The organism is Paraburkholderia rhizosphaerae (genome assembly GCF_004366595.1).
GTDB classification, from domain to species: Bacteria; Pseudomonadota; Gammaproteobacteria; order Burkholderiales; family Burkholderiaceae; genus Paraburkholderia; species Paraburkholderia rhizosphaerae.
Genome location: NZ_SORE01000015.1, coordinates 50,129 through 67,511, shown reverse-complemented (window position 1 = coordinate 67,511; position 17,383 = coordinate 50,129). Strand labels below are relative to the sequence as shown.

Sequence of the window (17,383 nt, the reverse complement as noted above, 5' to 3'; positions counted from 1 at the left end):
CTCGCGATGCCGGTCGCTCCCGGCCATTGTGATACCGGAAGACCCGGCATCTTGTTTAACCACGACGATCACGCCCACGTTCGGGCACCGAACCAGGCAGCGCGTTCCAGCTTCACGAAGGACCTCATGAAACGTTCCGCTTTCTCCCTCCACGCAACGCGCCTGGCGGCGTTGACGCTTGCGGTGTCGGCGCTGGCCGGCTGCGAGTCGCTGAACGACATGCTTGCCACGGACCGGGTCAACTATAAGGACACGCCGAGCGCGCCGCCGCTCGCGGTGCCGAGCGACCTGACCTCCGCGCAGATCGATCAGCGTTATGAGGCACCGCCGGTCGGCACCGCGCTCGGCGGCGCGCCGCAGCGCGCGAAGACCGAAGCCGGCAATCTGACTGAAGGCGTGCCGAGCGCGCAGGATCCGCTCGGCATGCACATCGAGCGCGATGGCGATCGCCGCTGGCTCGTCGTCGACGGACGCACGCCCGATCAGTTGTGGCCGCAACTGCAGGAGTTCTGGCAGGAAAACGGTTTCTCGCTGAAAACGAACGCGCCGGCCACCGGCATCATGACGACCGACTGGGCCGAAAACCGCGCGAATATTCCGGATGACTGGTTCCGCCGCACGATCGGCCGTGTGATCGATTTCGCTTACTCGTCGGGCACGCGTGACAGCTTCCGCACGCTGATTTCGCGCGATGCGAATGGCGCGACCGATATCTCGATCACCCACAGCTCGATGGAAGAAGTGCTGACCGGGCAGGACAAGACCGGGTCGAAATGGGTCGAGCGGCCGCGCGATCCGGCGCTCGAAGCGGCATTCCTGTCGAAGCTGATGCAGAAGTTCGGCCTGACCGACGCACAGTCGAAGCAGCTGATTACCGACGCGCGCCCGGCCGCGGCAAGCGCGCAACTGGCGGGCGAAACGACGCTCGATTTGCCGGAATCGTTCGATCGCGCGTGGCTGCGTGTCGGTCTCGCTCTCGACCGCACCAACTTCACTGTCGACAATCGCGATCGCGAGAAGGGCATTTACTACGTTCGCTATGCGGATTCGTTGCAGGAAGTGAAGCGCGAAGGGTTGTTCGGCAAGTTCTTTAGCAGCAACTCGAAGAAGCCGAGCCCGGAATTCCTCGTGAACGTCCGCCCGAAGGGCGACGCATTGACGCAGGTGGCGGTGGTCGACGCGAATGGTCAAGTCGATACGTCGTCGGACGCGCAGCGCATCGTGTCGCTGCTGCATGCACAGCTGAACTAACGCGGCCGTGCGGTTCGCCAGTCTGGGCAGCGGCAGCGAGGGCAATGCTCTTGTCGTCGAGGCCCACAGCGGCACAACGACTACCCGCATTCTGCTCGATTGCGGTTTTTCAGCGAAGGAAGTGGAGCGGCGGCTGGGGCGGGCGGGTCTCGACGCCGCCCCGTTTTCCGCCATCGTCATCACGCACGAGCATAGTGATCATATCGGCAGCGCGTTGACGCTGGCGCGCAAGTGGTCGGTTCCTTTGTATATGAGCTGGGGTACGGCTCGCGCGGTCGGCGCCGACGACGCCGACGTCGAGTTGCGCGTGCTGTGGGGCGACGAGCCGGTCGCGATCGGCGACCTCAGCGTGCTCCCTTATACGGTTCCTCATGACGCGCGCGAGCCGCTGCAGTACGTGTTTTCGGATGGCGCGGCACGGCTCGGCGTGTTGACCGACGTCGGTACGTCGACACCGCACATCAGCGCGGTATTGAGCGGCTGCGATGCGCTCGTGCTCGAGTGCAATCACGATGTGCAGATGCTTGCCGGGAGCCGCTACCCAGCGTCATTGAAAGCGCGCATCGGCGGCAATCATGGTCATCTGAACAACGACGCGGCGGCTGACATCCTCGCTTCGCTCGACCGGTCGCGCTTGCGGCATCTGGTCGCGGCGCATCTGAGTCAGCAGAATAATCTGCCGGAACTGGCGCAGGCGGCGATGGCCGCAGTGCTCGGCGCGGCGGCCCCCGACATTGTGGTCGCGTCGCAAGACAATGGTTTCGACTGGCTGACGCTCTAGATCCACGTTCGTCCTTCGACCCTGAATGCAAAAACGCCCGTGACGACGAATCGTCACGGGCGTTTTAATCATCCGGCCCGGGCGCGTTGAGCCCGGGCCGCCTTCCAGGATGTCAGTTGCGGTTGCCGCCGAAGATACCGAGCAGCGCGAGCAGGTTGACGAACACGTTGTACAGATCGAGATAGATTGCAAGCGTGGCGGTGATGTAGTTCGTTTCACCGCCATTGACGACCCGTTGCACGTCAAACAGCATGTACGCCGAGAAGATTACGATGGCGAGCACCGACACGGTGAGCATCAACGCCGGCAGGTGCAGGAACATATTCGCGACCATCGCGAGCAGCAGCACGATCACGCCGACGAACAGCCATTTGCCGAGGCCCGAAAAATCGCGCTTGCTGACCGTGGCGATCGTCGCCATTGCCGCAAAGATCACACCGGTGCCACCAAACGCGAGCATGATCAGCGACGGACCGTTCGAGAAGCCAAGGATGAAGCTCAGCAGGCGCGACAGCATCAGGCCCATGAAGAACGTGAAGCCTAGCAGCACGAATACGCCGGCTGCGCTGTCTTTGGTTTTCTGGATCGCGAACATGAAGCCGAACGCGATCGCGAAAAACGCGAGCATGCTCATCGCGGGGCTGGTGGCGGCGAACAGCGAGAAGCCTGTGGCGACACCCACCCACGCTCCCAGCACCGTCGGCACCATCGACAGCGCGAGCAGCCAGTAGGTGTTGCGCAGTACGCGGTTGCGTGTTTCGGCCGTGGTGACGGAGCCGCCGCGGCCAAAGTTATAGGGGTACTCGTTCATGGTTTCTCCTTGCGTCAGACGCAGTGTTGCTCAGCGGTTTGCGATGCCTATTCTACGGTGCCGGCAGGCGGGTTTGCCGCCAGTCACTCGACCCACCAACCCTAAGATAAGCGCGGCGCACAGGAGTTTCAATGCACGCCGCACCGATTGCGATGCCGCTGCCGGGACTTCTGTAAGCAATGGTGGGCACACTGCTTTGAGTCTTTCAATGTTGTAAGGGTTCAATCGCAATCATACCCTGGAACATGCTACAATAGCGGATTCATTTGAATTTGTAACTTCTTAATTTTTTGGAGTTTTTATGGCGATCGAACGCACTCTGTCGATTATCAAGCCGGATGCTGTGGCCAAAAACGTGATCGGCCAGATCTACACCCGTTTCGAAAACGCGGGCCTGAAGATCATTGCATCGCGGATGGTGCAACTGTCGCGTGCCGACGCAGAGAAGTTCTATGCCGTGCACCGCGAGCGTCCGTTCTTCAAGGACCTCGTCGAATTCATGATTTCCGGCCCGGTTGTCGTGCAATGCCTCGAAGGCGACAACGCGATCCTGAAGCACCGCGATCTGATGGGTGCGACGGACCCGAAAAAGGCCGAGAAGGGCACGATCCGTGCGGATTTCGCCGACAGCATCGATGCGAACGCCGTGCACGGTTCGGACGCGGCTGAAACGGCGCGTGTCGAAATCGCGTTTTTCTTCCCGGAAGTCAACGTTTACTCGCGCTAAGCGCGTAATGTAGGAACAAAGCAGCAGGAGCGGGCGCGATACGCAGAAGCGTTCATGCAGCTTGTTGCATGAACGCGGTCTCGCACTGAATGGCAGGATTCGATATGACGAGCAGTCCCACCGTCAACCTTCTCGATCTCGACGCCGAAGGCCTTGTCGCATATTGCGGCAGCCTCGGCGAGAAGCCGTTTCGCGCCAAGCAGTTGCAGCGCTGGATTCACCAGTACAACGCGGCCGACTTCGACGGAATGACCGATCTCGCGAAGTCGCTGCGCGAAAAGCTGAAAAGCCGCGCGTCGATCACGATGCCCGGTATCGTCAGCGACCATATTTCCGCCGACGGCACACGCAAGTGGCTGATCGACGTCGGCAACGGCAACGCCGTTGAAACCGTGTTCATTCCAGAAGAAGGGCGCGGCACGCTGTGCGTGTCGTCGCAGGCGGGTTGTGCGGTGAACTGCCGGTTCTGCTCGACCGGCAAGCAGGGTTTCTCACGTAATTTGTCTATTGGCGAAATTATCGGCCAGTTGCGTATGGCCGAATTTGCGCTGCGCGCGTCGCTCGGTGTCGACGGTGGGCGCGCGACGGGCGGTGACGGCAAGGGCGAGCGGGTTGTCACGAATGTCGTGATGATGGGCATGGGCGAGCCGCTTCTGAACTACGACGCCGTGGTTCCCGCGATGCGTCTGATGCTGGACGACAATGCGTACGGGTTGTCGCGGCGGCGCGTGACGTTGTCCACGTCCGGCGTCGTGCCGATGATGGACCGCCTGGGCGCCGATTTGCCGGTTGCGCTCGCGGTGTCGCTGCATGCGCCGACCGACGATCTGCGCGACGGCCTGGTGCCGCTGAACAAAAAGTATCCGCTGCGCGAGTTGATGGCGGCATGTCAGCGGTATCTGAAAGTCGCTCCGCGCGATTTCATTACTTTCGAATATTGCATGCTGGACGGCGTCAACGACAGCGAGGCACAGGCGCGCGAACTACTCGCGCTGACGCGCGACGTGCCGTGCAAATTCAATCTGATTCCGTTCAATCCGTTCCCCGAATCCGGGCTGATTCGCTCGAAACAGGAACAGATCAAGCGGTTCGCGCACGTGTTGATCGACGCAGGGGTCGTCACAACGGTGCGCAAAACACGCGGCGACGACATCGACGCTGCCTGCGGCCAGCTGGCCGGTGCGGTGAAAGACCGCACGCGGCTTGCTGAACGTATGGGGAAGGCGGCAAAGGTTATCGAAGTCCGCGCCGTGTGACCGTCGTGGCTGCGCAGCACAGCGCGGTTGTGATTGAGTCTGCGGTGAAAGCAGTGAAGCTGATGTGTGCGTAGCGCGTGACGTTGAAAGCGCGCCGACAGGGTCGCAGGCGAATCTGCCGACGAGCCGCAGATTCCGCATACAAAGCTGCACGTAGGGTCGTACATTTTGTTATAAACGGTTTGCGATTCCGGCTCGCACTGGCGGCGCAGGCGGAACGTATAAAAAAGAATCGACGCGAAAGGATTTGGGATGAGTGAGCCGCAGCACCCGCAACCGCACGACACCGATCGACGTGCCGGCCGTCCGGCGCCGGTAGCCGTTCCCGCTGCGCTGCAGCCGGCCGTGCAGGTGGGCAACGAGCCGCTTGCATCGGTCGGGGCGCGTCTTACTCAGTTGCGCGAAGCAAAAGGCTGGTCGATCGAAGATGTGTCCGCGCGGCTGAAAGTCTCGGTGACGAAACTGCGCGCGCTCGAGGCGGGCGATCTTGGCCATTTGCCGGATACGACCTTCGCGCTTGGCGTCATACGCAGCTACGCGAAGATGCTTGGCGCCGATCCGGCACCCTATACGCAGGCGCTGCGGCGCGAACGCGGTGTGCCGGCGCCGGATCTGACGATGCCCGCATCGGCGGGCGCCGATTTGCCGCGCGGCAAGGTGTCGTTGTCGCTGGGCAGCAATGCGCCGCGCCGCCGGTCATGGCTGTGGGGTGTGGCAGCGGTGATCGTCGCGGTCATCGCGCTGGCAATGTGGCATACCAACGGCGGGGAATCCGGCGCGTGGCTCGCGCGGCTGAAGGCGACCGCGAGCGGTGCGGCCTCGATCAGCGCAAACCCCGCGCACGGCGCGAGTGGTGCAGGTGCGACGGTCGCTCAAGGCGCGACGACGGTACAACCGGCTGAGAGTGCAACCGACGACGCGTCCGGCACGCCGATCGCGGGCGCCGCGCAACCAGCTGCGCAGACGGACGAGGCGCCGGCGCCGGCGGCAACTGCGCCGAACACGGCGAGCGCCGCGCATAACGCGGCGGCGGGCGCAGCGCCAACGACCGCGGCCGCTGCGGCGGCGACCCCGGCTTCCGCTGAGGCGGCTCAGGCAGCGGCACCCGCGGGCTCGTCGACGGTGGCGCTCAAGGTCACGCAGGACAGCTGGTTCAGCATCCGCCAGAAGGATGGCAAGGAAGTGTTCTCCGGGCTTGTGCACGCCGGCGACAGCAAGGAAGTGAATGGCGAGGCGCCGTTCAAGGTGACGATCGGCAACAAGGCGGGTCTTGAATCGATGACGCTCGACGGTCAGCCGGTCGATCCAGCGAAATATGCATCGGCAAAGGGGAATGTGGCACGCTTCGCATTGCCCTGACCGAATGACGCGGCGCTGCGGGCTGTTTAGCCAGCAGCGCCGTATGCAAGCCCCATGAGTCGGTTCGCGTTCGTGTGCGACGATCAATGCATGCGGCATCGCAAGGTGGTACAGAGCGGCCGCGCAGGCACGGCGAAACGAACGCCGGCCGCGCGGTTCAAAACAGGTTTCACAGCGTCAGTTTCACAGCGAGCTTCAACTGCAGACTTCAATAGCCGGCTTCCGTAGCGAGCGGGCTTCAAGACCGACTTCAATGCAACGCGCAGCCTTTAATGGCGGATTTATCGATGCACTCCGATCCCATGCAATCCACCACTAGTCAAATTAGCTCGTCCGAACCGGTTTTCGGCGGCCATGCGCCGCGCCGCACCTCGCACGCGGTCGATATCCGTTGGGGCGGCAATCTCGTGACGATCGGCGGCGACGCGCCGGTACGCGTGCAGTCGATGACCAACACCGACACCGCCGACGCGATCGGCACCGCGATCCAGATCAAGGAACTTGCGCAGGCGGGCTCTGAGCTCGTGCGTATTACGGTCAATACACCGGAGGCCGCCGCGGCCGTGCCGGCGGTCCGCGAGCAGCTTGACCGGATGGGCGTTACCGTACCGCTGGTCGGCGACTTTCATTACAACGGTCACCTGCTGCTGCGCGACTATCCGGCGTGCGCGGAATCGCTGTCGAAGTACCGGATCAATCCGGGCAACGTCGGCCATGGCGCGAAGCGCGATACGCAGTTCGCACAGATGATCGAAGCGGCGATCAAATATGACAAGCCGGTGCGCATCGGCGTGAACTGGGGCAGCCTCGACCAGGATCTGCTCGCGAAGATGATGGATGAAAACGCCGCGCGCCCCGAACCGTGGGAAGCTCAAAGCGTGATGTACGAGGCGCTGATCCAGTCGGCGATCGGCTCGGCCGAACGTGCGGTCGAACTCGGTCTGTCGCGCAACAAGATCATCCTGTCGTGCAAGGTCAGCGGCGTGCAGGACCTGATCGCCGTGTATCGCGAGCTCGCGCGCCGCTGCGAATTCGCGCTGCACCTCGGCTTGACCGAGGCGGGCATGGGCTCGAAGGGCATCGTCGCATCGACGGCCGCGCTGTCCGTGCTGCTGCAGCAGGGCATCGGCGACACGATTCGCATCTCGCTGACGCCGGAGCCGGGTGCGTCGCGCACCGGCGAGGTGATCGTCGGCCAGGAAATCCTGCAGACGATGGGCCTGCGCTCGTTCACGCCGATGGTGATCGCGTGCCCGGGCTGCGGCCGCACGACGAGCACGCTGTTCCAGGAGCTGGCGTCGCAAATTCAGACCTATCTGCGTCAGCAGATGCCGGTGTGGCGCGATCAATATCCGGGCGTCGAGAAGATGCACGTCGCGGTGATGGGCTGCATCGTCAACGGGCCGGGCGAGTCGAAGCAGGCGAATATCGGCATCAGCTTGCCCGGTTCCGGCGAGAACCCGGCTGCGCCGGTGTTCATCGACGGCGAAAAGGTCAAGACACTGCGCGGCGAGCGCATCGCCGAAGAGTTCCAGCAAATCGTGAGCGACTATGTCGAGCGCCGTTACGGCCGCACGGAAGTGCTCAGCTAACCATCCGCCAATCGAATTCAGATGACTGAACAGAAGAAGAAGCTCGAAAAGCTGTCCGGCGTAAAGGGCATGAACGATGTCCTGCCGCAGGAAGCTCAGCTGTGGGAATTTTTCGAATCGACCGTGAAGTCGATGCTCCGTTCGTACGGATACCAGAACATTCGCACGCCGATCGTCGAGCACACGCAGTTGTTCACGCGCGGCATCGGCGAAGTGACCGATATCGTCGAGAAGGAGATGTACAGCTTCACCGACGCGCTGAATGGCGAAAATCTCACGCTGCGCCCGGAAAACACCGCAGCGGTCGTGCGCGCGGCGATCGAGCACAACCTGCTGTATGACGGTCCGAAGCGTCTGTGGTACGTCGGGCCGATGTTCCGTCATGAGCGGCCGCAGCGCGGGCGTTATCGCCAGTTTCATCAGGTGGGCGTCGAGGCACTCGGCTTCACGGGTCCGGACGCTGACGCGGAAATCATTCTGATGTGCCAGCGTCTGTGGGACGACCTCGGTCTGGCCGGCATCAAGCTGGAAATCAATTCGCTGGGTCTTGCGCACGAGCGCGCCGCGCATCGCGTCGAACTGATCGCGTACCTCGAAAAGCACCAGGACGTGCTCGACGAAGACGCGAAGCGCCGTCTTTATACGAACCCTCTGCGCGTGCTCGACACGAAGAACCCGGCGCTGCAGGAAGTCGCGCGCAACGCGCCGAAGCTGATCGATTTCCTCGGCGACGAGTCGCGCGCGCACTTCGACGGGCTGCAACGCATCCTGAAGGCGAACAACATCCCGTTCACGATCAATCCGCGGCTCGTGCGCGGTCTCGATTACTACAACCTGACCGTATTCGAATGGATCACCGACAAACTCGGTGCGCAAGGCACGGTCGCCGCCGGCGGCCGTTACGATCCGCTGATCGAGCAACTGGGCGGCAAGCCGACGGCGGCCTGCGGCTGGGCGATGGGCGTCGAACGCATTCTCGAATTGCTGAAGGAAGAACAGCTGGTGCCGGAGGAAGAAGGCTGCGACGTCTACCTCGTGCATCAGGGCGACGCCGCGCGCGACCAGGCATTTATCATCGCGGAACGGCTGCGCGATACGGGGCTCGATGTGATCCTGCATTGCAGCGCGGACGGTCAGCCAGCCAGCTTCAAATCGCAGATGAAGCGCGCGGACGCGAGCGGCGCGGCTTACGCAGTGATTCTCGGCGATGACGAAATCGCCAATGGCACGGTCGGCGTGAAACCGCTGCGCGACACCGGCGCGGACGGAAACGGCGCGAAAAGCGAACAACAGACCGTGCCGGCCGAAGACTTGACCGAATTTCTAATCAATGCGATGGTTGCGTCCTCCGACGACGGGGACGACTGATTGCGCGGGTTTTGTGCCGCGAATGGTGCGAAATCGCGCGGCCGAACGGTCAAAAACATCTGAAAACAGCTCAGGCATCGACAAGGAAGGAATCGCTTCGCGATGAGTTACCACGACGAACAGGAATCAATTGAAAGCGTGAAGGCATGGTGGGCGCGCTGGGGTAACGCAACCACGTGGATTCTGCTGGTGGCGGTCGTCGCGGCGGCGGCCTGGAACGGCTGGAACTACTGGCAGCGTCATCAGGCGGGCGAGGCGGCGGTGCTGTACGACCAGCTGCAGCAGGCGGCCGCGGCTGGCGACAAGGCCGACAAGGCGTTGGTCACGCGCATCGCAACCGACATGGAAGACAAGTACAGCGGCACCGCTTACGCGCAGATGACAGCGCTGGCTGCCGCGAAGGCGCTCTATCTGGCCGGCGACGAACCCGGCGCGAAGGCGCAATTGCAGTGGGCCGCGAACAACGCGAAAGATGACGAATTCAAGCAGATCGCGAAGCTTCGCCTCGCGTCGCTGCTGCTTGATGAAAAGGCCTACGACGCGGGGCTTGCGCTGCTCGACCAGCCGCAGTCGGACGCGTTCAAGGGTGTGGTGGCCGATAGCCGCGGCGATCTGCTTGCCGCGCAAGGCAAGCGCGATGACGCGCGCGCGGCTTACAAACTCGCGCTCGACTCGCTGCCGAAGAACGATATTTCGACGCGTCAACTGATCCAGTTCAAGCTCGACGCGTTGGGCGGTTAAGCGTTGCATTCGCCGTGCGCGGTATGCGCGGTACGCCGCCTTCACTCCAATCTATAAACCAGACATGCTTCGCTCACCGATGAATCTGCTGAAACGTTACGCCGTGCCCGTCGTATGCACGCTCGTCGTGCTCACGACGGCGGCGTGCTCGTCGTCGAAAGACGAGCGCCGCATACCGACGCCGCTTACTGAATTCAAGCCCGTGCTCGACGTGCAGCAGACGTGGAAGGCGAGCGTCGGCAAGGCCGGGCGCTACCTGTTTTCGCCGGTCGCGGTCGGCGACGCGGTGTATGCGGCGGGCGCGAATGGCTCGGTCGCGAAGATCGACGCGAAGACCGGCAACGACATCTGGCGTACGAAGCTGAAGAGCGACCTGTCGGCCGGCGTCGGTTCCGACGGCAATCTGACGGCAGTCGGCGCGCTGAAGGGTGAAGTGTATGTGCTCGGCCCGGACGGCAAGGAATTGTGGAAGGGCAAGGCGCCGGGCGAAATCCTGTCGCCGCCGCTGGTGGGCAATGGTCTCGTGGTCGTGCGCACGATCGACGGCCAGATCGTCGCGTTCAATGCGCAGACCGGCGAGCAGCGCTGGGTGTTTCGCAACCGTGCGGTGCCGCTGAACCTGCGCGTGTCGGCGGGCATGATCTTCGCGGGCGATGCGGCTGTGCTCGCGGGCTTCCCGGGCGGTCAATTCGCGGCAATCAATGTGCAGAACGGCGACGCGTTCTGGCAGACGCCGGTGTCGTATCCGAAGGGCGTGACCGAAGTCGAGCGTATCAACGATGTGACCGGACCGCCGACGCTGGTCGGCGCCGAAACCTGCGCGGTGACGTTCCAGGGACAACTCGGTTGCTTCGATGCGAACTCGGGGCGCGCGCTGTGGCAAAAGGCGTTTTCGAGCACCAGCGGCATTGCGCAGGACGATCAGGTGGTGACGGGCGGCGACGACTGGTCGATCGTGTCGGCATTCGATGTCACGAGCGGCAAGCAGTTGTGGCATAACGACCAGCTCAAGAGCCGCGACGTCAGCGTGCCGGCGCTGCTTGGCCACGCGGTCGTGGTGGGCGACTACGACGGCTTCGTGCACTTCCTGTCGCGCGACGACGGCTCATTCATTGCACGCATGAAAACCGACGGCAGCGCGATCACCGCGGCACCGGTGCTGGCCGGCGATACGCTCGTCGTACAGACGCATGACGGCAATCTGTACGGGTTCCGTCCGCGCTGAACAGGTGCGGTTTGACCAGCGGTAAAAAAAGTTGGATTGACCGCGCCGGAAATGAAATAACGAAGTCCGGCGCGCGGTATGACAAAAGTATCGGGATGTCGTATCGATACGGCATGCCGGCGTGACATGCAGAACCGTATCGAAGTAACGTCGTGTGCGGCTTTACGCGAAAGCACGCGTACATCGAATGCGCGTGCTTTCGCAAGCGCGCCGCCTTGGGCCCGGACGAATCGACGCGGCCTTCGTGACCCTGCTCGTTGCGTGAGCGGGCGACCCGCGCGGCAAGATCGGCGCTAACTTCGCCTGCGCCGCGCATCGGCCAGCCGCCCGCGACGCCGACACCCGCCCACGCCGGCCGCGCATCCGGAGCGGGCGGAATTCATGCTAATTTGCGACAAATGAAATAGCGACAGCAAAGCCGCGCCGCGGCCGCGTCGCAGCGCGTGCCTGGTCGGCCATATCGGCCGCGAAGGATCCGGATTGACCAGTCCGCGCCTCACAGTGAACAACATCAGATGAAACCCGTTATCGCCCTCGTCGGGCGCCCCAATGTGGGGAAATCCACGCTATTCAACCGTCTCACACGCTCGCGGGACGCGCTCGTTGCCGACCTGCCCGGGCTCACGCGCGACCGTCACTACGGCGAAGGACGCGTCGGCGAGCGACCGTATCTGGTCGTCGATACCGGCGGTTTCGAGCCGGTCGCGAAAGAGGGCATCCTGCATCAGATGGCACGCCAGACGCGCCAGGCGGTCGAGGAATCGGACATCGTCGTGTTTATTGTTGACGGCCGAAATGGTCTCGCGCCGCAGGATAAGGTGATCGCCGACTACCTTCGCAAGACCGGCCGGCCAATCTTCCTCGTGGTCAACAAGGCCGAAGGGATGAAGTACAGCGCGGTTGCCGCGGATTTCTATGAACTGGGTCTGGGCGACCCGCGCGCAATCTCCGCCGCGCACGGTGACGGCGTCGCGGAGATGATCGGCGAGGCGCTTGGCGTGGCATACGCGGGCCACCCGGAAGAATCCGATGAGGAAAAGGCGCAGCACGGCGTGAAGATCGCGATCGTCGGGCGGCCGAATGTCGGCAAGTCGACACTCGTCAACACGCTGATCGGCGAAGAGCGCGTGATCGCATTCGATATGCCGGGCACCACGCGCGACTCGATTTACGTCGACTTCGAGCGGCAAGGCAAAAAGTACACGCTGATCGATACCGCGGGCTTGCGCCGCCGCGGCAAGGTGTTCGAATCGATCGAGAAATTCTCGGTCGTGAAGACGCTGCAATCGATCTCCGATGCGAACGTCGTGATCCTGCTGCTCGACGCGCGTCAGGACGTGTCCGACCAGGACGCGCATATCGCGGGCTTCGTCGTCGAGCAGGGGCGCGCGCTCGTGATCGGCGTGAACAAGTGGGACGGGCTCGACTCGCACGTGCGTGAGCGCACCAAAGCGGACTTGCAGCGCAAGCTAAAATTTCTCGACTTCGCGAAGATTCATTTCATTTCGGCTGCGGAAAAGACTGGTATCGGCCCGCTGATGCGCTCGGTCGACGCCGCGTACGCCGCCGCGATGGCGAAGCTGCCGACGCCGAAACTCACGCGCGCGCTGATCGACGCGGTGCAGTTCCAGCAGCCGCGTCGCAAGGGGCCGGTCCGGCCGAAGCTGCGTTACGCGCACCAGGGAGGACAGAACCCGCCGGTCATCGTGATTCATGGCAACGCGCTCGACGCGGTGACAGACACCTATAAGCGCTACCTCGAAAACCGCTTCCGGGAAACTTTCGCGCTGACCGGGACTCCATTGCGAATAGAGTTTCGATCGTCGACGAATCCTTTTGCGGACAAGGGCTGAAAGCCCCGTGCACGTTGGGTTTGGCCGGGATAGACCAAATGGCCAGGCAGAGCGCGCATAAAGGAAAATCGGCTATAGTGTAGCGATTGACGGCGGATTTCTTTTTCTTCGCTGGCAATTAAGTCAACCTGCAAAAAAACACGGAGTTTGCTATGAGCAACAAAGGGCAATTGTTACAAGACCCGTTTTTGAACGCGCTGCGTAAAGAGCACGTGCCGGTCTCGATCTATCTGGTCAACGGCATCAAGCTTCAAGGGAACATCGAATCGTTCGACCAGTACGTTGTGTTGCTCCGTAATACGGTTACCCAGATGGTTTACAAGCACGCTATTTCGACGGTCGTGCCAGCGCGTCCGGTGAATTTCCACCCGGATTCTGAATCGTCCTAAACCTCGTCGCGGCCGGTCGACGCATGCCGCCTGACGGCGTCGCGCACCGGCCGCTCAAACAGCGCCCATTCCGGCCGCTTCCACTTTGACACCCGCCAATTTGACCCAAGCAGCGCTTGTCGGCATCGATTTCGGCAAGATCGATTTCGTTGCCAGTCTCGAAGAACTCAATTTGCTCGCGCAAAGCGCGGGCGCCCACCCGGTCGTGACATTGACCGGGCGCCGCTCGAGCCCGGATGCCGCGCTCTTTGTCGGCAGTGGCAAGGCGGAAGAACTGCGCGTCGCCTGCGAAGCGAACAACATCGAGCTCGTCATCTTCAATCATTCGCTTGCACCTGCGCAGCAGCGCAATCTGGAGCGCCTGCTTAACAGACGCGTGATCGACCGCACGAGCCTGATTCTCGACATCTTTGCGCAGCGCGCGCGCAGCCACGAAGGCAAGCTGCAAGTCGAACTCGCGCAGCTGCAATATCTGTCGACGCGTCTCGTGCGCGCATGGACTCACCTCGAACGGCAAAAAGGCGGTATCGGCTTGCGCGGCCCGGGTGAATCCCAGCTCGAAACCGACCGGCGCCTGATCGGCGATCGCATCAAGATGCTGAAGTCGCGTCTGGACCGTCTGCGTCGCCAGCATGGCACGCAGCGTCGCGCACGCGAGCGCAACCGCACGATGTCGGTATCGCTGGTCGGCTACACGAACGCGGGCAAGTCGACGCTGTTCAACGCGCTGACGAAAGCGCAGGCGTACGCGGCCGACCAGCTGTTCGCGACGCTCGACACCACTTCGCGGCGCGTGTATCTCGGCGGCGAGGTCGGGCAGGTGGTGGTGTCCGACACGGTCGGCTTCATTCGCGAATTGCCGCACCAACTGGTCGCCGCGTTCCGCGCGACGCTCGAAGAAACGATTCACGCCGATTTATTGCTGCATGTGGTCGATGCGTCGAGCGCGGTGCGCCTCGACCAGATTGATCAGGTGAACGAGGTGCTTGCCGGCATCGGCGCGGACACGATCCGCCAGGTGCTGGTGTTCAACAAGATCGATGCGGTGCCGGAACTGGCGGCCCGCGGCGAGGCGGTTGAGCGGGACGAGTATGGTAATATTTCGCGCGTCTTTTTGAGCGCGCGCACCGGGCAGGGGCTGGATGCATTGCGCGCTGCCATCGCCGAAATTGCCACTGCTGAACATCTTTCGGGTGCCGACGGTTTGTCGCCGGACGAGCGCCCGCGGCCGGAAGCCTTCCATGTCGATCAACACGAAGACCGACACGACGAATTACACGAAGAATTGCGCGAAGCGCATCGCGAACAGCGCGGCGTCACCGAGCACGGACATTGATCCCGCGCGTCGACCTCCGCAATGACATTGGCCTTTTTTCGAATGGCATCGATCCGCTGTCTACTCTGGTGAACGAACACAGGTGAATCAATACAACCAACGGAGTATCTGGCTGCGTGTGCGCGCCATGATGTCGCTGAACGACCCGCGCTGGGGCCGGGGAGACGGCAATGGCGGCAACGGCGACCGGCAGCGTTCGAACGATTCGAAGCGTCCGCAAAATGGCAAAGGCGGCGACGGTCCACCGGATCTCGATGAAATGTGGCGTGAATTCAACCGGCGCCTGTCGCGTTTCTTCGGCCGCAAAGGCGGTGGCGGTGGTGACCGCCGTCCGGATAACGGACGTAGCGCGCGCATCGGCGTGGGCATCGTCATCGGCGTGCTGATCGCCATCTATCTCGGCAGTGGCGTGTACGTCGTCCAGGAAGGGCAGGCGGGCGTCGTGCTGCAATTCGGCAAGTATCGCGGCACGGTCGAGCAGGGCGTGCACTGGCGCTTGCCGTATCCGTTCGAGTCGCATGAGATCGTCAACATCGGGCAGGTTCATTCGGTCGAAATCGGCCGCAGCAATGTTGTCCGCCAGGCCAACGTGAAGGACGCGTCGATGCTCACGCACGATGCCGATATCGTCGACGTGCGGTTTGCGGTGCAGTTCCAGATTCGCAAGCCGGTCGACTATCTGTTCCGCAGCGTCGATCCGGAGCAGACCGTCGCGCAGGCCGCGCAGGCCGCGATTCGCCAGATCGTCGGCTCGCGCAGCACGAACGATGTGCTTTATAAGGATCGCGAAGCCATTCGGCAGCAGTTGACCGACGCGATCCAGCATTCGCTGGACCAGTTGAAGACCGGTCTTGCAGTCACCGGCGTGACGATTCAGGGTGCTCAGGTGCCCGAGCAGGTGCAGCCCGCGTACGAGGACGAAGCGAAGGCGCGTCAGGATCGCGAGCGTGCGAAGCGCGACGCGCAAGCGTATGCGAATGACCTGCTGCCGCGTGCGCAGGCGCAGGCTGCGAATCTGATCGACGAAGCGAAGGCCTATAGCGATCGCGTGGTCGCGCAGGCGCAGGGCGATGCGGAACGTTTCAAACAGGTCTATGCACAGTACTCGAAGGCACCCGAAGTGATTCGCGAACGGATGTATCTGGACACGATGCAATACATCTACTCGAACACGACCAAGGTGTTCGTCGATAGCAAGGCGAGCAATAACGTGCTGTATTTGCCGCTCGACAAGCTGATCGCCGACAACCGCGCGCGTGCCGATGCGGCAGCGGCCGCGGCGAATGCGGCAACGGCCGGCGCACCAGGCGCCGTGGGCGCGAGCGCGCCGCAGGCAGCCAGCGCGCCGGGCGCGCAGACTGTGCCGCAAGGTCTGCCGGGCACGGTCATCGTGACACCGCCAAACGCGCAATCCGCGCCGCAAGCGCCGGGCGCCGCGTCCGCGCCGGCTGCCAGCCAACCCGCCGGCGCGAACGACCCGCTGCGCTCGCGTGATGCGTTCCGCAGCCGCGGCCGCGAAGACGATCTGCAATAAGGAGCGCGACCATGAACCGAATCATTGCGCTCGTTGTGGCCATCGTGATCGTGCTGTTCGTTGCGTCGTCGATGGTGTTCACGGTCGATCAGCGGCATATGGCGGTGCTGTCCGCGCGCGGCGACGGCGAACCGACGCTGGTCGGCCCCGGCCTGCACTTCAAGCTGCCGCCGCCGCTGCAAACCGTCACCTTCGTCGATACGCGCATTCAGACGCTTGACACGCCTGATGAAGATCACTATTCCGCGGCCGACAAGACCGATTTGCTGGTCAACCCGGTCATTCGCTTCCGCGTAACAGACCCAGTGAAGTTTGTCACCGAGACGAAAGGCGACGTGCAGAGTCTGCCGGATCGGCTCGCGCTGATCTCGCGCGGCGCGCTGACCGATGCGTTCGCAAAGTCCACGGTGCCCGAACTGCTCGCCGACTTGCAGGCGGTCGGCGACAACACACGCGCGGGCATGGAAAAGGCCGCGGCTTCGCTTGGCGTCGAAGTGATCGATGTGCAGATGACGCGCGTCGATTTCCCCGCGTCAATGTCCGATGCCGTTTTCAAGCGGATGATCGCCGCACGCGAGCAGATCGCCAACGACGAACGCGCGCAGGGCGCCGCGGAAGCGGACAAGATCAGGGACAATGCCGCGCAGCAGCAGCAGGCGGTGCTCGCGGACGCCTACAAGCAGGCGCAGACCATCAAAGGTGAGGGCGACGGCAAGGCTGCGTCGATCGCCGCCGACGCATTCGGCCGCGACCCGCAGTTCTACCGCTTCTACCAAAGCATGCTCGCGTACCGCGCCAGCTTCAAGCCGACCGACGTCGTGGTGGTCGATTCGAGCAGCGACTTCTTCCGCTTCATGCGCGGCCCGAACGGCGGGGAGACGACACCGAACGATGCCGCGACGGCGCGCAACAGACATCAATAAACGGAAACGCCGCGGCAACCGGATCGCGGCGGGCTCATTCGAATGGACATAGCCGGATCGTTATTGCTCGCGATCGCCCTGATGCTGATCATCGAGGGGATGTTCCCCTTTGTGTTTCCGGTCGCGTGGCGGGACACGTTTCGTAAAATAGCGGAGCGCCCGCCACACCATATCCGGATCGGCGGGCTGATTGTGATGGCGCTTGGACTCGTGCTGCTGCTGATCGCGACCTGACGC

The 17,383-nt window shown here is 62.8% G+C and carries 16 protein-coding genes; 15 read left to right on the top strand and 1 reads right to left on the bottom strand.

The genetic code is table 11. The features are described 5' to 3' along the window. Positions 1–126 precede the first annotated feature (126 nt). Complete coding sequence (gene bamC / locus BX592_RS19925) at positions 127–1,251, top strand: outer membrane protein assembly factor BamC (RefSeq protein WP_134193671.1); 1,125 nt, start codon at positions 127–129, stop codon at positions 1,249–1,251. A gap of 7 nt (positions 1,252–1,258) precedes the next feature. Next, positions 1,259–2,032, top strand: a complete 774-nt coding sequence (locus tag BX592_RS19920; protein ID WP_134193669.1) for an MBL fold metallo-hydrolase — start codon at positions 1,259–1,261, stop codon at positions 2,030–2,032. A gap of 112 nt (positions 2,033–2,144) precedes the next feature. Here the strand turns inward: BX592_RS19920 and BX592_RS19915 are convergent, their stop codons facing one another. Further along, on the bottom strand, positions 2,145–2,843 hold the full coding sequence (locus BX592_RS19915; protein WP_134193667.1) for a Bax inhibitor-1/YccA family protein: 699 nt from the start codon (positions 2,841–2,843) through the stop codon (positions 2,145–2,147). Positions 2,844–3,144: 301 nt separating this feature from the next. Between BX592_RS19915 and ndk the strand changes: the two genes are divergently transcribed. The 13 genes from ndk to BX592_RS19850 all read left to right on the top strand — a co-directional run bounded on the left by ndk (position 3,145) and on the right by BX592_RS19850 (position 17,380). Beyond that, on the top strand, positions 3,145–3,570 hold the full coding sequence (ndk, locus tag BX592_RS19910; protein ID WP_134193665.1) for a nucleoside-diphosphate kinase: 426 nt from the start codon (positions 3,145–3,147) through the stop codon (positions 3,568–3,570). 104 nt (positions 3,571–3,674) lie between these two features. Further along, positions 3,675–4,826 carry a dual-specificity RNA methyltransferase RlmN gene (rlmN, locus tag BX592_RS19905; RefSeq protein ID WP_134193663.1) on the top strand — a complete coding sequence of 384 codons (1,152 nt, stop codon included), beginning with the start codon at positions 3,675–3,677 and terminating at the stop codon, positions 4,824–4,826. A 252-nt stretch (positions 4,827–5,078) separates the two neighbouring features. After that, positions 5,079–6,185 (top strand): helix-turn-helix domain-containing protein, encoded by a 1,107-nt coding sequence (locus BX592_RS19900; RefSeq protein WP_134193661.1) that lies wholly within the window; start codon positions 5,079–5,081, stop codon positions 6,183–6,185. 287 nt (positions 6,186–6,472) lie between these two features. Continuing rightward, entirely contained in the window at positions 6,473–7,777 is a 1,305-nt protein-coding gene (gene ispG / locus BX592_RS19895) for a flavodoxin-dependent (E)-4-hydroxy-3-methylbut-2-enyl-diphosphate synthase (RefSeq protein WP_134193659.1), read from the top strand. A gap of 21 nt (positions 7,778–7,798) precedes the next feature. Then, positions 7,799–9,145 (top strand): histidine--tRNA ligase, encoded by a 1,347-nt coding sequence (hisS, locus tag BX592_RS19890; RefSeq protein ID WP_134193657.1) that lies wholly within the window; start codon positions 7,799–7,801, stop codon positions 9,143–9,145. A gap of 102 nt (positions 9,146–9,247) precedes the next feature. Then, positions 9,248–9,886, top strand: a complete 639-nt coding sequence (locus BX592_RS19885) for a tetratricopeptide repeat protein (protein ID WP_134193655.1) — start codon at positions 9,248–9,250, stop codon at positions 9,884–9,886. Between the two features lie 79 nt (positions 9,887–9,965). Next, the gene (gene bamB / locus BX592_RS19880) at positions 9,966–11,111 is read left to right on the top strand and encodes an outer membrane protein assembly factor BamB (RefSeq protein WP_134193653.1); all 1,146 of its coding nucleotides are present in this window, start codon (positions 9,966–9,968) and stop codon (positions 11,109–11,111) included. A gap of 515 nt (positions 11,112–11,626) precedes the next feature. Next, the gene (gene der / locus BX592_RS19875) at positions 11,627–12,964 is read left to right on the top strand and encodes a ribosome biogenesis GTPase Der (protein WP_134193651.1); all 1,338 of its coding nucleotides are present in this window, start codon (positions 11,627–11,629) and stop codon (positions 12,962–12,964) included. A gap of 152 nt (positions 12,965–13,116) precedes the next feature. Continuing rightward, complete coding sequence (gene hfq / locus BX592_RS19870; RefSeq protein WP_007580427.1) at positions 13,117–13,353, top strand: RNA chaperone Hfq; 237 nt, start codon at positions 13,117–13,119, stop codon at positions 13,351–13,353. A 100-nt stretch (positions 13,354–13,453) separates the two neighbouring features. Continuing rightward, a complete protein-coding gene (gene hflX, locus BX592_RS19865; RefSeq protein ID WP_243849635.1) occupies positions 13,454–14,689 on the top strand; it encodes a GTPase HflX in 1,236 nt (411 codons plus the stop codon). Positions 14,690–14,771: 82 nt separating this feature from the next. Next, positions 14,772–16,223: an FtsH protease activity modulator HflK gene (gene hflK, locus BX592_RS19860; RefSeq protein WP_134193649.1), complete on the top strand. Its 1,452-nt coding sequence runs from the start codon at positions 14,772–14,774 to the stop codon at positions 16,221–16,223. Positions 16,224–16,234: 11 nt separating this feature from the next. Next, positions 16,235–17,146 carry a protease modulator HflC gene (gene hflC, locus BX592_RS19855; RefSeq protein WP_134193647.1) on the top strand — a complete coding sequence of 304 codons (912 nt, stop codon included), beginning with the start codon at positions 16,235–16,237 and terminating at the stop codon, positions 17,144–17,146. Between the two features lie 42 nt (positions 17,147–17,188). Further along, on the top strand, positions 17,189–17,380 hold the full coding sequence (locus BX592_RS19850) for a DUF2065 domain-containing protein (RefSeq protein ID WP_134193645.1): 192 nt from the start codon (positions 17,189–17,191) through the stop codon (positions 17,378–17,380). The last annotated feature ends 3 nt before the right edge of the window (positions 17,381–17,383 follow it).

Bases quoted from the DNA above. Each gene is read 5' to 3' on its own strand.
- BX592_RS19850 (WP_134193645.1), top strand. From the start codon at position 17,189: ATGGACATAGCCGGATCGTTATTGCTCGCGATCGCCCTGATGCTGATC.
- BX592_RS19900 (WP_134193661.1), top strand. From the start codon at position 5,079: ATGAGTGAGCCGCAGCACCCGCAACCGCACGACACCGATCGACGTGCC.
- hfq (WP_007580427.1), top strand. From the start codon at position 13,117: ATGAGCAACAAAGGGCAATTGTTACAAGACCCGTTTTTGAACGCGCTG.
- ndk (WP_134193665.1), top strand. From the start codon at position 3,145: ATGGCGATCGAACGCACTCTGTCGATTATCAAGCCGGATGCTGTGGCC.
- bamB (WP_134193653.1), top strand. From the start codon at position 9,966: ATGAATCTGCTGAAACGTTACGCCGTGCCCGTCGTATGCACGCTCGTC.
- BX592_RS19915 (WP_134193667.1), bottom strand. From the start codon at position 2,843: ATGAACGAGTACCCCTATAACTTTGGCCGCGGCGGCTCCGTCACCACG.
- ispG (WP_134193659.1), top strand. From the start codon at position 6,473: ATGCACTCCGATCCCATGCAATCCACCACTAGTCAAATTAGCTCGTCC.
- hisS (WP_134193657.1), top strand. From the start codon at position 7,799: ATGACTGAACAGAAGAAGAAGCTCGAAAAGCTGTCCGGCGTAAAGGGC.
- BX592_RS19885 (WP_134193655.1), top strand. From the start codon at position 9,248: ATGAGTTACCACGACGAACAGGAATCAATTGAAAGCGTGAAGGCATGG.
- hflC (WP_134193647.1), top strand. From the start codon at position 16,235: ATGAACCGAATCATTGCGCTCGTTGTGGCCATCGTGATCGTGCTGTTC.
- der (WP_134193651.1), top strand. From the start codon at position 11,627: ATGAAACCCGTTATCGCCCTCGTCGGGCGCCCCAATGTGGGGAAATCC.
- rlmN (WP_134193663.1), top strand. From the start codon at position 3,675: ATGACGAGCAGTCCCACCGTCAACCTTCTCGATCTCGACGCCGAAGGC.
- bamC (WP_134193671.1), top strand. From the start codon at position 127: ATGAAACGTTCCGCTTTCTCCCTCCACGCAACGCGCCTGGCGGCGTTG.